This is a genomic window from Priestia endophytica DSM 13796 (assembly GCF_900115845.1).
In the GTDB taxonomy this organism is placed as follows: domain Bacteria; phylum Bacillota; class Bacilli; order Bacillales; family Bacillaceae_H; genus Bacillus_I; species Bacillus_I endophytica.
Genome location: NZ_FOXX01000003.1, coordinates 46,257 through 65,506, shown reverse-complemented (window position 1 = coordinate 65,506; position 19,250 = coordinate 46,257). Strand labels below are relative to the sequence as shown.

The window sequence follows — 19,250 nt, the reverse complement described above, 5'->3', positions numbered from 1 at the left end:
GTAGTAGAAATAGAGAGTTTCTAAACCGTCTCAAAAACTATGGTTTTTGGGATAGTATGCAAATAAATCATTTTTCCACTAATACATCTCCATTTCTGTATCAAAACTTATATCAAAATCTATGTGTCATAAAAGGATGTTTTTAATACAAAAAAGAGCAATATTCCTATATTAAGGAATTTGCTCTTAGCTCGCAGGGAGCGCTATTTTCTAATAAGTTAAATATTTAAGGTTTTCAGCAGCTTTTATGGTTATTCCGGTATATATACTCTTTGAAGAGGGAGTAAGGACCGTGTTTCGTTAGGCATCTTATCGTACCAACCTACGATTATCTTAACCAGGCTTTCTAAATCTAAGAGTTTTACATTATGTTGTCTGGCTACAGTAATGGCTGGGGATGTAAATCCTCCTGTTGAAACAAACAGGGCGTTTGCATTAACAGGATGTGCACCGAGTAATTGCTGAATTTCAGGGGATGAGGAGGTTGATTTGCGGTGTTTAACCTGGACCTTGATAATCGGCTGTTCAAAACCAAATGCGTCTTTGTAGGCAAGGATATCAACTCCTCCATCTGGTCCCTTTTTCATTTCATCTACGTTATAACCCATGGCCTGAAGTAAGCCAGATACCAGAAGTTGCATTTCCCAATGCCCTAGGTTATCAACCCTATCTTGAATCATAGTTAACGATTTTTCCACGAAATCATCAATAATAGTCTCTGTTTCTCCCTCATCTGAGGAAGTGGGAGGTATTACAGTATTGCCTTGCAGTAAAAGCTCAAATTCATGTCCCCAATCATCTACACGAAAAACCGTGGATATAGATCCCAATGAGTTTTTTGCCTTCTCTGATAAGTCATCTCTTGAAATTTGTTGCTCTTCCCATTCAACATGAATTACATTGGGATAGTAGTCACTTATCAAAGCTGGATTAAATTCATAATTACCTGTTATCCTTCCAACCATGTATTCCCTTTTATCCTTAATATATGTAATAATCCTATCCCCTACGGCAATTTCTGAGCTAAAACGCCAAACCTGGCTTGCCCACATTACACGTCGTCCAGGTTTTTCTTCTTCATAAACGTTATGTGCATTTTCTAAGAATGCTTCTCTTGATGTAAAATTACTTGGATTCCCCAGTTTAGGCCATCCTATGGATACTATGTTTTTCTTTTTCCATTCTGGAATTAGTTCATTATTATCTCCAGCACGTACTAGCCACCATTTTGTCATAAAAGCCTCTTTCCCCCTTAATTTGCTATAAGTAATCCCAGCCCTTTTAATAACCTTATTATACTATTTAAAAAGGTAAAAGTAGATAATTAAGAGGGCAAAATGCTGGGGAAGTTTCAGGTGTTAAAGTTAGGAGAGGATTAAAATTAACGAGAGCAGTAACCTATAAAGAATTCGGAAAATATAAGGTTGATGATTAGTGGAAGTTGATTATTAATCTAGTTAGCTTTCTTCTAATTAGATAAGTGAAATATGATGAAATAGAGCTATTAAAAACTATAGTTATATTTGAAGAGATGCCCAAGAAAAAAGAATTTATTTTGCGTAAAAAAGTTATTATGGGGAAAATAGTAAATTGATTTAATCTTCTTTATCCTCCAGGTGCTATAACTCAAAATAGGAGCAGATACTGAACGAGACTTTAATGAAAATTGAAACTTTCTTTAGAATTTTTAATACTGGTGCAGGGTAAAATTTAGATTCACAATACAACTAACTGCTTAAGTACTATAGGAGCTCTAATATTATTACCGTTTCACTATATCTATTATTATTTCCGGGCTTAATTCAGTCCCTTTGGTTAAATACGTATAAACCTATTCTTTGAAATTAGTAGATCAATAGTAACAAACCTTGATGTTTGGTATAGTTATATAGAACCTTTTTAATTTCTTATATAATAAACAAGGGGTTTACTAAGTTAGAAATGCATAACAGTTCATCTAGTTTCTCTTAATTAAATCATTTAATACTTTCTTAAAAAAGGTAGGTATAGTTAAATGGGGTTGAATCTAAAGCAGCGTAAAGCAGTAGAAACAACAGAAGGACCTTTACTAATAATTGCTGGCCCTGGTTCTGGTAAGACATTTACACTTGTAGAACGGATACATAACCTAATTACTAATAAAAATATTTCTGCTGAAAATATATTGGTTGCTACTTTTACAGAAAAGGCAGCTCAGGAATTGATAACAAGGGTATCTAATCGCCTTCAAGAGGAAGGTATACCCTTTAATGTGAATGAAATGTACCTAGGTACTATTCATTCTATTTGTTTAAGGATACTAGAGGAGAACAGAGAATTTACACGTCTTAAAAAAAACTTTATAGTGATGGATCAATTTGACCAACAATATTTCCTCTATCAAAGGATATATGACTATAAACAATTACCAGATGTAGTTGATTTAATTGGTCATAATACTTCTAGGTGGAAAGCTGCTGAACTACTTTTGAAATGGATTAATAAAGTAAGTGAGGAAATATTAGATATTAAACAGTTGAAAAACTCCTCTAATCCGAAAGTTAAAGCTATAGGATATTGCTACGAGCTTTATCAACAACATCTTAAAGATGAAAATGCTCTTGATTTCTCTACAATTCAATTAGAAGCATATTACTTGTTAAAAAACCATCCACAAATTAATGATCAGCTTAACGAAAAATTACATTATTTAATGATTGACGAGTATCAAGATACAAATACTATACAAGAAAAAATAATATTTATGTTGGGGGGGAAGCTACAAAATATTTGTGTAGTTGGAGATGACGATCAGGGGTTATATCGTTTTCGTGGTGCTACAATCCGAAATATCTTAGAGTTCCCAAAGAAGTTCAAGGACAAAACATGTGAGAGAGTTGAACTATCTCTAAATTATCGTTCTCACCCTTCAATTATTGAATTTTATAATGGATGGATGAATCAACATAATTGGTCATACAAGGGTAAATATTTTAGATATAATAAGCAAATAGAGGCTAGCCAAAGGGAGCATCCTAAAGGTAAATCTGTAATAAAGGTTTCCGGTTCTGATGGTCTAAATAACTGGGAAGAAGAAGTATATGAATTTCTAATTGCCCTAAGAGAAGAGGGGAAATTAACAGATTGGAACCAAGTGGCCTTTTTATTTCAATCTGTAAAAAATAATAAGGTGATTGCCTTAGCTAATTATTTAGAAGAGAGGAATATTCCGGTTTACTCCCCTAGGTCTAATATGTTTTTTGAAAGACACGAAATTCGCTTATTAATTGGGGCATTTATGTTTTTATTTCCCCAATTCCCCCATATAAGGAAATGGAAAGAAGATGCGTATTTACCGGAATGGGAATTATATGATCAATGCTTAAGAGAATTTGGTACTGAATTAAGGAAATCGGAGAATCAAACACTACTAGAATGGTGTCGATTACATGCAAGAGAACATATGGGACTCACAAAAAATACTGATTACTCCTTTGCAGGTCTTTTCTATCAATTACTGCAGTTCAATTTATTTAAAAACTATTTAGAACAAGGCTCATATAATGTTCGAGATAGTCGCTCAGCTAGAAATTTATCACTATTTTCGAAAATCCTAACAAAGTTTGAATACCTTCATCGATTAACTGTTTTTACTCCAGAAACAATTAATTATCAAATCACTACTTTTTTTAACCACTTCCTTAGATTTTTAATTAATGGGGGAATTAATGAATATGAAGATAAAGATGAATATGCTCCAAGTGGCTGTGTATCCTTTTTAACAATTCATCAGTCGAAAGGATTAGAATTTCCAATTGTAGTTGTTGGCTCCCTGGATAAAACACCTACAAAACAATACAGTGAGTTGGATGAAGTTCTTCAAGATAAATACTATCACAAGGAACCTTTTGAACCTCTAGAATATACAAAGTATTATGATTTTTGGCGTCTATATTATACTGCATTTTCTCGAGCACAAAACTTGCTTGTTTTGAGTTGTCAAGAGAATTTGTCCATTGGACAGGGAACAAGAAATGTTCCTACAAAACCTTTTGTAGATTTATATGATACTCTTACTAGCTGGAGACAGGTCAATAATATTTATAATCTAGATATCGAAAAAGTTAGGAAAGGAAGTATTAAAAGAGAATATTCCTTTACCTCACACATCAATGTGTTTGAAACCTGTGCTTTACAATACAATTTCTATAAAGAACTAAACTTCTCACCTGTTCGTCAAGGTGCTACTTTGTTTGGTACACTTGTGCACCAAACAATAGAAGATATTCATAAATCGGCCCTTCGAGGAGAAGAAGACAAGATTATAAAAGGAAATATTGAAGAGTGGTTTAGTGCTAATTATAACAATTTAATAAAAAAGGAAAGAATATTCCTTGCTCCTCAGACGCAGAGAGCTGCTTTAAAACAAGTATTGCAATACGTAAAAAAACAGAATAACAATTGGACGCATATAAGAGAAGCAGAAGTTGATATCTCTTTAGTTAAAGAAAATTATATACTAAAAGGAACAATAGATTTAATTCAAGGAAAAGACAATACAGTTGAAATCATTGATTTTAAATCGGAAAAGAAACCTGATTTGGTTAAAGAAGCAGATATGATGTATCATTATAAAAGACAATTAGAAGTGTATGCTTACTTGATTGAGGAAAGAACCGGCTATCAAGTAAGCAAGATGCATATATATTATACCGGGGAAGAACATAGTAATCCTTATGTTACTTTTTCAAAAGACACAAGTGCGATTAATCAAACCATCTCAACTTTTGACAGAATTGTTAAGAGAATAGAAGATAAAGATTTCACAATAAAAAATCGCCCAACAAGACATTGTAGAAACTGCGATATGCGTTTTTACTGTAATGAGAATGAATAGGGAGTGTATATATAATTGAACACTAACAATCAAGAAACAAGCATCGAACAGTATGAATTTGAACCTATTAAAGGTTATCCTATGTTGAATTGGAAAGGAAAACGTCCCTTCCGATCTACCCAGTTTTATCCCGCACAAATAAAAGAAACCTATGGAGATTCTATTAATGGTTGGATAAATAAGATATTTTGGGGAGATAATCTTCAGGTTATGAGTCACCTACTAAAAGAATATCGTGGAAAGATAAAATTAATATATATTGATCCTCCATTTGATTCAAAAGCTGATTATAAAAAGAAAATTTCTTTAAGAGGAAAAAATGTATTAAATGATCATAATTCCTTTGAGGAGAAACAATACACGGATATTTGGTCTAATGATGATTATCTACAATTTATGTATGAAAGACTAATCTTAATCAAAGAGTTATTAAGTGAAGATGGAAATATTTTTGTTCACTGTGATGAGGAGAAGAATTATCAATTAAGATGTATTTTAGACGAAATATTTTCTCCTAGTAACTTTCGAAACGAGATAATTTGGAAGAGATCTACCTCTACTGGATTATCCACGAAGAAGTGTGGTGCTTTACACGATACTATATATTGGTATTCTAAATCTCAGAATTATACATTTAATATGCAATATCATGAATACGATGAGAAATATCTAAAAAGAGCTCGTAAAGATGAGAACGATAGGTTATATATACCTATACCAACAGGTAATCCAGGTCCTCGACCTAATCTCTATTATAATTATAAAGGTTATTGGCCCCATCAGAACGGTTATAAATGGACTTACGAAAAAATGGAAGAGTTCGATAAAGAAGGAAGACTAATTTTCCCAGATGATAAGAAAGGGAGAATTCAATATAAGCAATACTTAGATGAAATGCAAGGAGTGAAGTTACAAGATATATGGCTTGATATACCAGCTGTTAATCCTGTTGCGCAGGAAAGAAATGGATACCCAACTCAAAAACCAGAGGCTCTACTAGAACGAATTATAAAAATGGGTTCCAATGCTGGAGATTTAATCTTTGATTGTTTTATGGGTTCTGGTACTACTCAAGCTGTTGCTATGAAGACTGGGAGAAGATTTTTAGGAACTGACATCAATTTAGGTGCAATACAAACAACAACTAAGCGATTAATCAAAGCTTCTAATGATTTAGAAATTGAAAATCCTGATCAAGAAATTGAAGCAGTCACTTTATATACAGGCTTCTCAATTTCTAATGTAAACAACTATGATGTATTTCGGAATCCTGTACAAGCTAAAGAAATACTCATAGAGGCATTAGAAATACAGCCTATCCTAAATAATGCAGTATACGATGGTGAAAAGGATGGGAAAATGGTCAAAATTATGCCTGTCAATCGTATTGCTACCAGAGCAGATTTAAATGAATTAATTACAAACTTTGATTATAAACTATTTGAAAAACGTCAACAGGAACATCCTAATCAGCCTGTAGAGAAATTACTTTTAATCTGCATGGGCCATGAGTCAGATTTAGCTGCAGCTCTAGAGCAAGAAGTCGGTTACAAACTTGATGTTGAAGTAGTTGATATTTTAAGGGATAAATCAAACCTTGAATTCAGGAGGGACTCAGAAGCTGAAATCCTAGTAGAAGATAACAAGTTAATTATTAATAATTTCTATCCAATGAATCTTCTTCAGAAATTGAGCATTATGAAAGAAAACGTAGAAGATTGGAAAGAACTTGTGGAGTCAATAATTATTGATTGGAATTATGATGGAGCAGTATTAGAACCAACAGTGGTAGATATCCCAGATAAAAATGAAGTTGTAACAGGAATTTATAACATACCAGAATCCTCTGGTACAATTCGCATAAAGATTACTGACCTTTTATCTGAGTCCTTAGAGGTGAGTATTGATAATGGCTAAAACAAAGACAAAAGACTTTGCACTGGATTTCGCATTTTTTAATTATTTAAGAGATTTCTATGAAGAAAATAGAGGTCGAATTAGAAACCATTATAGAAGTCTTTCAAAAAAATTTTTAGACTTCAACGATTCCTCTAACTCTAATTCATTTCTACGTACACCTCAATTTGAGGCCTTAGAGATGTATGTATTCTTAAAAGAGTACCTAGATAATAAGCAGGTCCATCAAATTTTTGAAGATTGGTACCACAAAAAAGATGGTTTTGAAAAAAGAAGTGATTTAGGACTTTCAAAAGGTGAACAGAGTACTTTATTCAGTGTAGATATAGACCAGTACCAAAGTGTTTTTTCCAGAATGAAAAAATTTGCTCAAGATTATCCGAATTATATTTTTGCACTAACAATGGGCACAGGTAAAACAATTTTAATGGCAACCTGTATCTTTTATGAATTTTTACTAGCAAATAAATTTCCAAAAGATAAAAAGTATTGCCATAATGCGTTAGTTTTTGCACCTGATAAAACTGTATTACGTTCGTTAAAAGAAATTCAAACGTTTGATAGATCTCTTGTAATTCCACCTGAGTATCTAAATTTATTAAATACTCATCTTAAAATTCATTTTCTTGAAGATGCTGGTACAACGCTAAATACAATTGATCGTTCTAAATATAATATTATTATCTCCAACACCCAAAAGATTATTTTAAAAAAACAACATAAAGAGAAAAGTAAAGTTGACCAACTTTATGGTTCTTCCTCTTATGAAACAGGCACTGCTTATGATGATATCTCAGATTTGTATAGTATCAATCAGCCTGAAGATGAAGGAGAATTACTTGATAATCAACGTTTTTCTAAGTTAACGCGTCTTGAACAATTAGGAATCTACGTTGATGAAGCTCACCATTCTTTTGGAAATGCTCTAGCAAAGGATATGGGGTTAAAATCCAGCAAGACAAGTCTAAGATTAACAATAAACGAACTTGCAAAATCTTTAAGGGAATCAGGCACATCGGTAGTTGCCTGCTATAACTATACAGGTACTCCTTATATTGGAAAAGAGGTATTCCCAGAAGTTGTTTATGCTTATGGATTAAAAGATGCTATAGAAAAGAAATACCTCAAGAATGTGACGGTAAATGGTTATTCTAATCCAAAGTCAAGAGAATTTCTAAATTTGGCTGTAAGAAATTTTTGGGATAAGTATAAAGATAATCGTTATGAAGGAATGCTTCCTAAACTCGCAATTTTCGCCAGTACTATAGAAGAACTTCAAAATGATTTAAAACCTGCCCTAGAAGAAATCTTAAATGATTTAAATATTCCAATTGATAAAATTCTAGTAAACGTGGGAGATAATAAGTTATCAACTAACGATGATATTAGGGAATTTAATCGTCTAGATACACCTACATCTGATAAACAATTTATTCTTCTTGTTAATAAAGGACGTGAAGGCTGGAATTGTAGATCTTTATTTGGCGTAGCATTATTTAGAAAACCTAAGTCTAAGATATTTGTATTACAGGCAACCATGAGATGTCTAAGAGCTATTGGTAATTTTCAAGAAAGAGCTAATGTATATCTTTCTGAAGAAAATATGGAGATACTTGAAGAGGAACTAGAACACAATTTTCGAATGAGTATCAACGATTTATCTCAAAATAAGAACCAGAGTGAAGAATATAATATTCACCTTGTACCACCCCCAGTCACAATTAGGGTTAATCGACGTAAGAAACTATATGAATTAAATGAAAAGCAATTGTCTAAGGATATTGATTTTGAATTTGATAAAGCAAATTTAGAAAAATATAAACTAGTTCATACAGAACAATCAGGATTAATAGCTGGTAAAGTAAACAGGAAGATTAGTGAAGATTTAACTGAGTTTCGCGATAAGCGAACATTCAGTTCACTTACATTAGTAGCTGAGATTTCTAGATATCTAAACCGTTCATGTGTAGAATTGAACAATATTCTTTCTAACTCTATACAAGGGTATAAAACAATCTTAGAGTATGTAAATACCTATAATGAACTCCTATATGATTGGATTATTCCAAAGTTATTTAATGAGATATATACTTTAGAAAGCTATGAAAAGAAAGAAACTAAAGAAATAAATCTAGTTAAGAAACCGAAGGAAGGTTATTATCAGGTTAATGCAAATCCAAAACTGACAGTAGAAATTAACGATGTGGCATTCAAAACTTTTATCGGTAAAAGTTTCCATTTAGATACCTACTGTTTTGACTCTACTCCCGAAAAAAGATTCTTTGAAGAAATTGTTAGACTCCAAGATATACGAAAAGTTTATTTTACAGGGATGCTAACTCATGGTCAATCTGATTTTTACATTCAGTATATTGATCCGAATTCAAACACCGTGAGAAGTTATTATCCAGACTTCTTAATTGAAAAAAATGACGGTAAGATGCTTATCGTAGAAGTTAAAGGTGATAACAAAATTGATGATCCAATAGTAAAAGCTAAAGAAAAGGCCGCAAAAGAGATTGCAATCGCAAGTGAAATGGGCTACCGAATTATAACTGGTAATCAAGTAATGAAAGGTCAATCAAAGTTAGTTTTAAATGAGGATAATTAAATAATAAAAAAGAGTCAGATTTTCTGACTCTTTTTTATTAAAAACTCGCTCTGAGTTTATGTTTACCTTGAAATCTAAAGCTATATTATTCAATTACATACTTCTTATAATCATATACGCATAATAATTTTTTATAATCAGTGCTTCGTTTATTATCATAATCTTTTAAATACCTTTCTACGTCTTCTAAATTAATTCTTCTAGAAAGAATACCTTTTACTATGGCCAAGGTTTTATTAGTATTTGCAATCCCCTCGTCTTCTAATATATTATCTATGCTGTAATGATTTGTAGCTAAGTCAGGTAAATTTTTCAGGTTGTTAATTTTCTTCATTTGTATGTCTTGTAACCTTTCGGAATTGGAAATATTCGGTTGGACCCTAATGAAACCAAATATAGGAAAAAATTGATTACTCTGGATTCTATGTTTTTCAATTAATCTTAGTAACTGATGGTTAGATTCCTCAATTAGTTTAAAATAATTAACCATCATTTCCTCAGCAGTATGATATTCATATTTTATAGTTTTTAACGAGCCGATTGCTAATACTTTTTCACCATTCTTTAAGCTATCAATATCTTCTGTAATACTAACTTTAATGTTTCCCCCAGCATAGATCTCTTTTACAACATTTTGGACTTTTCTAACATCCATTGCGGATACTGGCAGACTTAATGTTCCTAGATGCTCATATAATTTAATGAAATTATCAGTCTTAATTTTATTAATTCTAATAGTAGACATACCGTCTATATCAATGTCATGCTCCACTACTTCCAGGTTACCTGAATTTTCCTCATATTCAACTAATAAGAAATTACTTCTAATTTTTTCAGCTGTTTCTGAAGAAGGGTCCACATATGTAAATATTGTCTTTAAAATACTTTTTATATTTTTATCACCTAAGTTGTATCCTAAAAAGATAATAGGATTATGAATGAATAGTGATAATAATTGGGCTCTAATTAATTCGTATTTATTTTCAAATTGCTTATAGTCATAATTGGTGATTATTATTTTATCTGGGTGTTGTACACATCCATGTATCTTATATGCGGACCCATAGGGATTGCTTAATAGTATTTCATTACCAATTAAAGAATTAAACTCAAATATATCTTCTATAAAAGTATCATAGTTAGTTGTAATCACTGATCCAATATTTTTCCTTACTTTTTGTAATTCAGCTATTTCATCCTTTTTTTCTGGTTTTATCGAGTAATTACTTAATAATTCTGTAATAAATAATTTAAATCTACTTATACTAATATTATTTCCTATATTTTTATAGAATAGATCGTTTATTCTCTTGAATTTTCCATTTCTATCCTCTTGTAAAATTACATCAAATTCAGCTTCGAGCTCACTTGCAATCTGGGGATAATCATACTCTCCATTAGTTTGATACTTATATTTTAAATCAAAGTAAAATTCATTATTACCTTTTAATTCATAAGAAATATAGGATAATAAACCGTCCCAAGTAAATGTATTTTCTATATATCTCAAACTAATGCCTGTACCAATGAATAGTACGGGATGGTTATCAAATTTAGCTATAAACTCATTGATCCTCATATTAAAATCCACTCATTTCTTTTTAGTTGAATATAGTAATGTTAATTTTAAACTAACTAGAATATTTTTTACAATTAAATCATAAGTATGAAATAAATTCTTAAACATAATCAATCTTTATATCGGAAAATTGACTCAACTATATTAGTCTAAAATAGAAAGTAATTAGAATTACCTAATCTATTATTTATGATAATAACTGTATAATTCTTTACTATCTTCATATTTCTTTACTAACTTATAAAATGTTGTCTTTTTCACATTGGCTGTTTTCATAGCTTGTATAGCTATAATCTTCTTATTTCTCCACTAATTATAGGCTTCACTTCAATAAACTCCTCACTAATCTGAGCTTTAGGACGGACAAACGATATACCATTCTTCGGGGCAGAATCAATACCCTCCTGCTGACGTTTCCAAGTACAATTCCGTTCCTCTTGTGCAATCCAAGAGAGAATTTAAAGAACTAAGTCAGCAATAGAATTATTTAAACTATCCTTATATTGGATTGTATCCAATAAAGGTATATTCGTCACTACGATGTGCGCCTTAACCTCTTTTGAGATATTACTCTATTAATGTAAAATATCTTCTTTATTACGACCTAAGCGATCTAAGAAATGAATATAAAGAATATCTCCTTTACGGATCATCTGTTTCATCAATTGATCCTGTTCTTTATTGAAATTTTTCCGTTTTACTTATCGATGAAAATGTCTCGAAAGAAATTTCTAAATTCATCCATTGATTAAAGTTGATGACCTTCATTTTGATTTTGACTACTTACTCGTATCCAAATTTTATATTTTCCATTTTTATCGCTATTTTGTATTTTTATTCCTATTATTCTATTAAAAACGTCCGTAAAAGTGTATGTATTTCAGAGGACGTTCGTAATTAAATTTTAAACTTAAACGAACAATAAAAATGCTAGATTTCTTATAAAAAAGAATCGTCCGTAAAAGTAAACTTTTACAGACGTTCACTTTGCGAACTATTTGGGTGTGTTCACTTTTTATGAAGTGGAAAGGGAATTAATGGATGTGTGAATTATGCTCGTTCGTAATGAAAAAAAGTTTTAACTCGCTTTTATTAAACAGGTTTGCGCTTTTTACTATATTTAACATATTTTGTATAATCTGAAATCTTATGTAGTATCCAGAATGAAAAAGTATAATTTTTGTTAAAATGTAATTACGAGGTAAAAGGGGTAGGTAAGATGTTTACAGTGGAAATCGATGTAAAAAGAACAAAAGAAGAATTAATTGTTAAATGGCAGCTTGCTAAATTTAATATTGCATTAGAGGATATTATTGAAGTTACAGACGATGATACATATGGAGGTAAAGATATTGATGCAATTCGTATAGGATCACCATATGGAACAACTGATCGAATCTTTATTAAAACTAAGAAAGAAAACTACATACTTTTTACTACAAACAAATCAACTCTATTAAAAGAGATAAATTCATACTTTCAAGTATGAATAAAGCCTTTGCTCATCAGCGAAGGCTTTATTTTTCTTCGATAATCAACATTATGGTAACTAAATTTGAATCTAATGCCTGAAAGTTTTTTAACTAATATCAATAGAAAATATTTCTTTTAACCCTCTTTTTCCCTCAGAAGTAATTTTTATAGCTCTTGTGTTAGGTAAACGTTGAATCCAATTTAGCTCTAACAGCCTTTCTAAAATTACATTTCCTAAGGATCCTGCAAGATGATGACGCCTTTCACTCCAATCTAAACATTTAGGTGAAAAAGAACGACGTTTTTTTCTGGCCTTTCCCATATCAATTTGAAGTTTCTTGAAGAATTCATGCCCTTCTTCAGTGACCAGAAACTCATTTTGTTCTTCTAATAAAAAGCCTCTTTCAATTAAAGAATCTTTTAGTTGTATACCTAAATTTCCTGCAAGATGATCATAGCATGTCCTTGCGAAACGAATTTGTTTATCCTCGGTAGCTTGTTTTAGGGACCTTACTTCGACTGGTGGAGCTAAAGATAAAAGGGATTCCATAACTTGGGCTACTTCTTCATTAAGAATCCCATAGTATCGGTGTCTCCCTTGTTTTTCAACGGCAACTACATTGGCATTCATCATTTTAGTTAAATGAAAACTAGCTGTTTGAGGCTTTATTCCAGCCATATAAGCAAGTTCATTGACCGGATGAAATCGACCGTCCAGTAAGACGGTTAAGATGGCTGCACGTGAAGATTCGCTTACAAGAGTAGCAATCTTTGCTACATTAGGATTTACGTTCATTTTTACTCCTCCCCTATGTAATCCACATTTCGATGAGGATTGAGATGTTTATATTTTACAATAAAAAAGAGCCTACAAATAGAGGAGAGATAAAGATGAACGGCATAAATCAACTTCCATCTACTAAAATAATCAAACCTAAAGTCTTATATTATGGGACTTCCGTTATTTTACTCACTACACTAAATGAAGATCAAACCGTCAATATAAGCCCTCTGTCATCTTCTTGGGCATTAGGAAATTACATTATATTAGGAATTGCAGCAGGAGGAAAAGCGCTAGAGAATTTGCAACGACATCCTGAATGTGTCATTAATATTCCCAACGCTTCGCTATGGGGAAACGTTGAGAAAATAGCTTCTTATACAGGAAAAGATCCTGTTCCGGACTATAAAGAAAAACTAGGGTTTACCTATCAAAAGGAAAAGTACCTCCATAGTGAATTAACGCCTATTCCATCACAATCCATTAAGCCTACACGTATTGCAGAGTGTCCACTTCAAATTGAAGCTAAGGTGAAACAAGTTAGAATCCCTGACTATTCAACCCATTTTGCCATTGTAGAGACAGAAGCTATACATGTTCATGCTCATAAAGACATGATTATAGGAGAGAATCATATTGATCCAAACCAATGGAATCCATTAATTTATAATTTCCGTCATTATTTTGGTCTTGGTAAGGAGTTAGGAAAAACCTATCGTTCAGAAATCTAAACCTTTTATACATCTTTAAGATTTATAAACTTTGATTTAAAAAGCCCTCTTTTTTAATAAAAAAGAGCTTTCTTAGTTTCCTTATAACCTGTTTGGTATTGATGAATCCTATTTGAATAGTCTTTACACATAAGAAAATTCTTTGCTCAGTACTAGCAAAGAGTTTTCTTATAGGTATAGATAGGGGAATACATTAATAGCTTGTCCAGTTTTATAGACTCATATACATATATAGCATAAAAATTCCTCTGAGTAGTTTATGTCCGATAATGTGTGTTATGTAAACTAGTGATTGTTAAATAAAAAGAAACCCTTTGTTTAATATTAACAAAGGGTTTTTACATATAGGATAATATATTAATGGAAGAAACTTTTGAAAAAGAGGAGTAAATCCTATGACCCTGTATCAAGAATATACATTACCTGATGGAAAGATAAAGATTAGAAAAGTAGTAAAGGGTCGCTATATACAGGAAGAAATGAAATTGTTATATACTTCAGAGCGAGATATTCTTTCTATTCAATTGTTAGATAAAAATTTCTTACAAAAACCTAAATAAACAAAGAATAAAACAGCCCTTACCTATATTAGGTAAGGGCTGTTCGTATAGCTATCCTATATATTTTGGGATAACCTATAAGAGGTCCTGCCGACAAAATGCGGATATTATAAGCTAAGCAAATTTTAACCTGGAAAGTCGAATTCCTCTAAGGTGCTTTGGCTTGTTAAGCTAAAGCACCTTGCTGGCAAAACATTAATGAGGCATATTCATCACCTTGTGGTTGACGATGACACGGCGGATGAAGAACGCTATGACCAAGCCAATCAGTGCTATGATCATCGTGAACAGGAACACGTTTTGTGATCCAGCTGTCATCGCGTTTGCAATTTCGGCCTGTTTGGCCGGAGTGGAGGAGCGATGCAAGTATTCCTCCATACCGCCCGTAAGGATACTGATTGCGACCGCCGTTCCAATCGCACCCATCACCTGCTGAAGTGTATTCATGACTGCCGTGCCGTGCGGGTATAACTCCGGCGGTAATTGATTTAACCCGTTCGTTTGGGCAGGCATCCATATCATCCCTACCCCAACCATGAGCCCGATATGCAAAGCCACGATAAAGGCCACTGATGAAGCAGGAGACAGGGTTGTAAAGAACCATAACATGACTGCCACGATTACGAGACCAGGAATAACGAGCCATTTCGGCCCATATTTATCGAACAAGCTCCCCATACGTGGAGAGAGGATACCGTTCAGCGCGCTACCCGGCAAAAGCATGAGTCCTGCAGTGAACACAGACAATCCTGCACCCGTCTGCAAAAACATCGGTAGGATAATCATGCTCGACATAATGATCAACGTACACGACATTACCAGGAGCAGCCCAACGACGTACATTGGGTACTTGAAAACGCTCAGATTCATCATCGGATCGCGTTTAGAGTTCTGCCGCAGTATGAACAGTACCAGCGCGACGAGCCCAACAATGATTGAAGTGCCCACAACTGCGCTTCCCCATCCTTCAGCTCCTTCGCCTGCCTTACTGAAGCCGAAGACAACTCCTCCAAAGCCGATCGTTGACAATGCGACAGACAGCATATCGATTTGGGGCTTCGTGACATCGGTGACATTTTCCAAATACTTCAGCCCTATCAACAATCCAATAACCAAGAACGGCAGTGAAAACCAGAAGATATAATGCCATGTTAAATACTCGATTAATAGACCGCCTATGGTCGGTCCGGTTGCTGGCGCAAACATGATAACAAGTCCAACGAAGCCCATCGCCGCCCCTCGCTTTTCCGGCGGGTATATGACAAGAACCGTATTGAACATGAGTGGCAGCAATAATGCCATGCCTGCTGCCTGTAAAACTCGAGCAACCATCAACATCTCAAAATTAAACGCGAGCGCCGCAATGAGGGTACCTATGATTAAGCTCATGAGAGAACCTGTGAACAGCTGTCTCGTTGTAAATCTCTGCAACAGCAGGCCGCTTATCGGCATTAAAATGCCAAGAGTCAGCAGGAAACCGGTTGTTAACCACTGTGCGGTTGCGGCTGAAATTTGGAACACTTCCATTAAATTAGTCATTGCTATATTTAGAGCCGTCTCGCTAAACATGCCTACAAAACCGCACATAAGCAGCGATGCCAAGATGACACGCGTATTGTATTGCTTCTTCATTTCTATATCTCCTTGTAAATCCATTTAATTAGTAACAGTTTATTTTTTAGCAAATCCTTGTTTGTTTAAATACTCAAGCATGAAGGGTAATTTGCTTCTTTCAAGATGATCCTCAATATGATCTTTCCATCCCTTTACTTTCTTTACTGTGAAAGGAGCTTTAACAGGACGATCTTGGTAATACTCACGCATCTGTTGGTCATAGGTTGCTAATTTTTCTTCATCTAGTGCTTGATACTGATTATTAAACATGACCATTGATTGAGGTAAACGTGGTTTTAGTCCAGGTTTCTCTCCAGCAGGGTGGCCTATGCATAGCCCCACTAAAGGAACCACATGCTCTGGCAAATTTAATACCTCAGTTAATTCTGTAATATTAAGTCTTACTCCACCGATATATACACCACCGAGTCCCATTGATTCAGCTGCCGTTAAAGCATTCTGAGCCATGAGCCCCGCATCGAATGTACCGATTAAAAGGTATTCAATATAGTCAAGGTCTACCTTGGGGGCAATTTGATGATTTCGGTTAAAATCTGCACAAAAAATCCAAAACTCTGCTGCCTCTTCAATATAAGGCTGATTCGCAGAAAGCTGCATTACTTTTTTGCGAAGATCTGAATCTGTAATTCTAATGATAGAAACGGCCTGTAAAAGGCTGAAAGATGAAGTCTGATTAGCAGCCTGAAAGATTGCCTCTCGTTGTTCCTCTGTTAATGGTTGATTTGTATAAGAACGAATGGACGTATGATTATGAAGTAATTTAAGGGTATTATTCATTTGAATTCTCTCCTCTATTAATTATTTTAATATTTTAGTCTTCTGTATTGATAAGGAACTCCCATATTCTCGCGCAGTGTTTTTCCTTCATATTCCCTGTGGAACAAACCGCGCTCCTGCAAAATGGGGACAACCAGATTCACAAAGTCAGCAACTCCATCATAGGCTATATCCGGAACAACCGAGAAGCCGTCACATGCACCAGCTAAAAACCATTCTTCCAAGAAGTCAGCAACTTGTACGGGGGTACCTGCAACTACTGGATGATAGTTAATGACCCCATGGGCAAGAACATCTCGAATGGATAGCCCTTTTTTCAACAGCTCTAAAGCTCTGGGGGAACGTGGATCCATTGGGTTGGCATATGCCTTTTTCAACATATCAGCTGCTAATGGTTGATCAATATCTACCGAATTCACCGATAGTGGTAAACCAACCATGGAACCAAGGTAACTTACCCTTCCTGGAATCTCCTCAGGATTAAAACTCATAAGCTGTCTTCGTCGTTCTAAACCTTCTTCTTCAGTTGAACCTATGGAAAACATAAAACCTGCATACATCTTGATATCATCGGGATTTCGGCCAAAACGAGCTGCACTTTGTCGAAGCGCTTGTCTATGTTCACGAGCAGACTCAATGTCGTAAGGGTTAGCATAGACACCAGAAGCGTACCTCCCTGCTAATTCCAATCCTTCTTCCCCTCCGCCTGCTTGGAAAATAACTGGCTGACCTTGCTCAGAAGGGGGGATTGGTAAAGGACCACGAGATGCGTAATACTGCCCTTCAAGGTTGATAGGCTGAATTTTGTCCATGTCCGCAAATTTTCCTCCATCTACATCTAACGTCCAAGCGTCTGGTTCCCAACTCCCCCATAATGCTTGAACGATTTGTATACTCTCATGTGCCTTACCATATCTTTCTTTGCGATTGGCAACCCGAGCACCAAAATTTGCTGCTGCTAATGGATGGGATGAGGTGACCGCATTCCATCCTACACGTCCATGACTTATAACATCTAGTGCTTTGAACTGACGTGCTATGTTATATGGATAATTGAATGTCGTTGATAGGGTAGCAACAAGCCCAATATGTTTCGTTTCTCTAGCTACAGCCATTAGCGCTAACATAGGATCCATAGGGAACATAGGAGTCTGAGGACCTAAGTCATTGTATAATGCAGGAGTATCCGCGATGAAGATCATTTGAAATTTTCCTTTTTCAGCTAATTTAGCTCGCTCCACATAACTATCCGTATTTGTGTAGGCTGCTGGGTCGGTACCAGGCATTCTCCAAGCGCTAAATTCGGCTCCATATCCAGAAACCATTTGTAGTGCTAGTTGCATTTCTTTTCTTTTTTTCATATATCTCTTCTCCTTAGTGAATTATTTCCAATCAAGTTTTAGTAGCTCGGAGAAAATTCAATATTATTTAGCTTGCTAACTAATCTACTGGTTATTCCCCAGCAAAGACAAGACTTCTTTTGACTTCCTTACTGAATTGTAACGTATAATACTCATATCCCTTGGGTTTGAGTACGTCATAGTTGTAAAAGGCTGGTGCAATGATTCATCAAAATGCTGGGTCCCACACTTCCAAAAAAAAGCTTCCCTGTTGAGAAAGGCTATTATTCAATGTACGTCTTTAAAAATATATTCTCCTATGAAATTAAGCCAAAGCATTTTAGAAAGTACGGATATCATTGTTTTTGGCTAGACGCATCCTCTTCAGTGGATCCATAACCTTTTTGTTAGTAAATAAACGATATAGAACTGTTAAATATTTAGCATGCTAAATATCAATATAGAGAAAACTTAGAACAAGTTTCTCTCCATTCGCTTCATAAGTTGCCTTAATAGTAAGCGTTCTTCCGGTAAGATTGAATGGAGTAACTTTTCTTGCTGCTGTTTCCATTTGAACTCAACCGGTTTCTCTAATTCTTTGCCTTTGTCCGTTAGATAAATTCGCATAACCCTTGCATCTTGTTCATCACGTTTACGGTATATAAATCCGTTTTGCTCCAATGATTTAACCATATTTGTTACCGTAGGCGGTTCACATTTTAAATGTTCACATAGTTGCCTTTGTGTTACCCCATCGCCTAACCACAACCGAGAGAGTAAATTATCTTGGCCAACATAAAGATTAAGTTCTCTTAGACTCTCATTATAATCTCGACGCATTTGAAATGAAATTTTATCTAATGACTGACGAATATCGCAATCAACATTATCGTTCATAGATATGCCTCCACTACCACACTATATTTAGCAAGCTAACTATACCACGATGAAAATTTAGTTGTCAATTTAT

Annotated in this window: 13 protein-coding genes and 1 pseudogene; 6 read left to right on the top strand and 8 right to left on the bottom strand. The window is 34.1% G+C overall.

All coding sequences use genetic code 11. The features are described from left to right. Positions 1-251 precede the first annotated feature (251 nt). Positions 252-1,235 carry a restriction endonuclease gene (locus BM012_RS07125; RefSeq protein WP_061802778.1) on the bottom strand — a complete coding sequence of 328 codons (984 nt, stop codon included), beginning with the start codon at positions 1,233-1,235 and terminating at the stop codon, positions 252-254. A 779-nt stretch (positions 1,236-2,014) separates the two neighbouring features. On the opposite strand from BM012_RS07125, the gene BM012_RS07120 reads away from it, so the two are divergent. The 3 genes from BM012_RS07120 to BM012_RS07110 are packed head-to-tail and all read left to right on the top strand — an operon-like array spanning position 2,015 to position 9,404. Then, positions 2,015-4,876, top strand: coding sequence for an ATP-dependent DNA helicase (locus BM012_RS07120; RefSeq protein ID WP_061802779.1), 2,862 nt, complete (start codon positions 2,015-2,017; stop codon positions 4,874-4,876). A 15-nt stretch (positions 4,877-4,891) separates the two neighbouring features. After that, positions 4,892-6,793 carry a site-specific DNA-methyltransferase gene (locus BM012_RS07115; RefSeq protein WP_061802780.1) on the top strand — a complete coding sequence of 634 codons (1,902 nt, stop codon included), beginning with the start codon at positions 4,892-4,894 and terminating at the stop codon, positions 6,791-6,793. Continuing rightward, on the top strand, positions 6,786-9,404 hold the full coding sequence (locus BM012_RS07110; RefSeq protein WP_061802781.1) for a TnsA endonuclease N-terminal domain-containing protein: 2,619 nt from the start codon (positions 6,786-6,788) through the stop codon (positions 9,402-9,404). Before BM012_RS07115 ends, BM012_RS07110 begins: the two co-directional genes overlap by 8 nt. A gap of 85 nt (positions 9,405-9,489) precedes the next feature. On the opposite strand, the gene BM012_RS07105 is transcribed toward BM012_RS07110, so the two are convergent. Continuing rightward, positions 9,490-10,983, bottom strand: coding sequence for an SIR2 family protein (locus BM012_RS07105; protein WP_061802782.1), 1,494 nt, complete (start codon positions 10,981-10,983; stop codon positions 9,490-9,492). A gap of 183 nt (positions 10,984-11,166) precedes the next feature. Then, positions 11,167-11,728: pseudogene (locus tag BM012_RS26740) on the bottom strand (recombinase family protein). A 474-nt stretch (positions 11,729-12,202) separates the two neighbouring features. Here BM012_RS26740 and BM012_RS07095 point away from each other — a divergent pair. Beyond that, positions 12,203-12,472, top strand: a complete 270-nt coding sequence (locus BM012_RS07095; RefSeq protein ID WP_061802783.1) for a SunI/YnzG family protein — start codon at positions 12,203-12,205, stop codon at positions 12,470-12,472. Between the two features lie 90 nt (positions 12,473-12,562). On the opposite strand, the gene BM012_RS07090 is transcribed toward BM012_RS07095, so the two are convergent. Continuing rightward, on the bottom strand, positions 12,563-13,252 hold the full coding sequence (locus BM012_RS07090) for an ArsR/SmtB family transcription factor (protein WP_061802784.1): 690 nt from the start codon (positions 13,250-13,252) through the stop codon (positions 12,563-12,565). Positions 13,253-13,347: 95 nt separating this feature from the next. Between BM012_RS07090 and BM012_RS07085 the strand changes: the two genes are divergently transcribed. Both BM012_RS07085 and BM012_RS26330 read left to right on the top strand, forming a co-directional pair. Continuing rightward, complete coding sequence (locus tag BM012_RS07085) at positions 13,348-13,968, top strand: flavin reductase family protein (RefSeq protein ID WP_061802785.1); 621 nt, start codon at positions 13,348-13,350, stop codon at positions 13,966-13,968. A 395-nt stretch (positions 13,969-14,363) separates the two neighbouring features. Next, a complete protein-coding gene (locus BM012_RS26330) occupies positions 14,364-14,528 on the top strand; it encodes a hypothetical protein (RefSeq protein WP_167360136.1) in 165 nt (54 codons plus the stop codon). A gap of 195 nt (positions 14,529-14,723) precedes the next feature. Here BM012_RS26330 and BM012_RS07080 read toward each other — a convergent pair whose 3' ends face one another. The 4 genes from BM012_RS07080 to BM012_RS07065 form a co-directional block, all read right to left on the bottom strand. Beyond that, the gene (locus BM012_RS07080; RefSeq protein ID WP_061802786.1) at positions 14,724-16,184 is read right to left on the bottom strand and encodes a DHA2 family efflux MFS transporter permease subunit; all 1,461 of its coding nucleotides are present in this window, start codon (positions 16,182-16,184) and stop codon (positions 14,724-14,726) included. Between the two features lie 15 nt (positions 16,185-16,199). Beyond that, entirely contained in the window at positions 16,200-16,940 is a 741-nt protein-coding gene (nfsA, locus tag BM012_RS07075) for an oxygen-insensitive NADPH nitroreductase (protein ID WP_061802787.1), read from the bottom strand. A 26-nt stretch (positions 16,941-16,966) separates the two neighbouring features. Continuing rightward, a complete protein-coding gene (locus BM012_RS07070) occupies positions 16,967-18,301 on the bottom strand; it encodes an NtaA/DmoA family FMN-dependent monooxygenase (protein WP_061802788.1) in 1,335 nt (444 codons plus the stop codon). Positions 18,302-18,751: 450 nt separating this feature from the next. Next, positions 18,752-19,177, bottom strand: coding sequence for a MarR family winged helix-turn-helix transcriptional regulator (locus BM012_RS07065; RefSeq protein WP_061802789.1), 426 nt, complete (start codon positions 19,175-19,177; stop codon positions 18,752-18,754). Between the last annotated feature and the right edge of the window lie 73 nt (positions 19,178-19,250).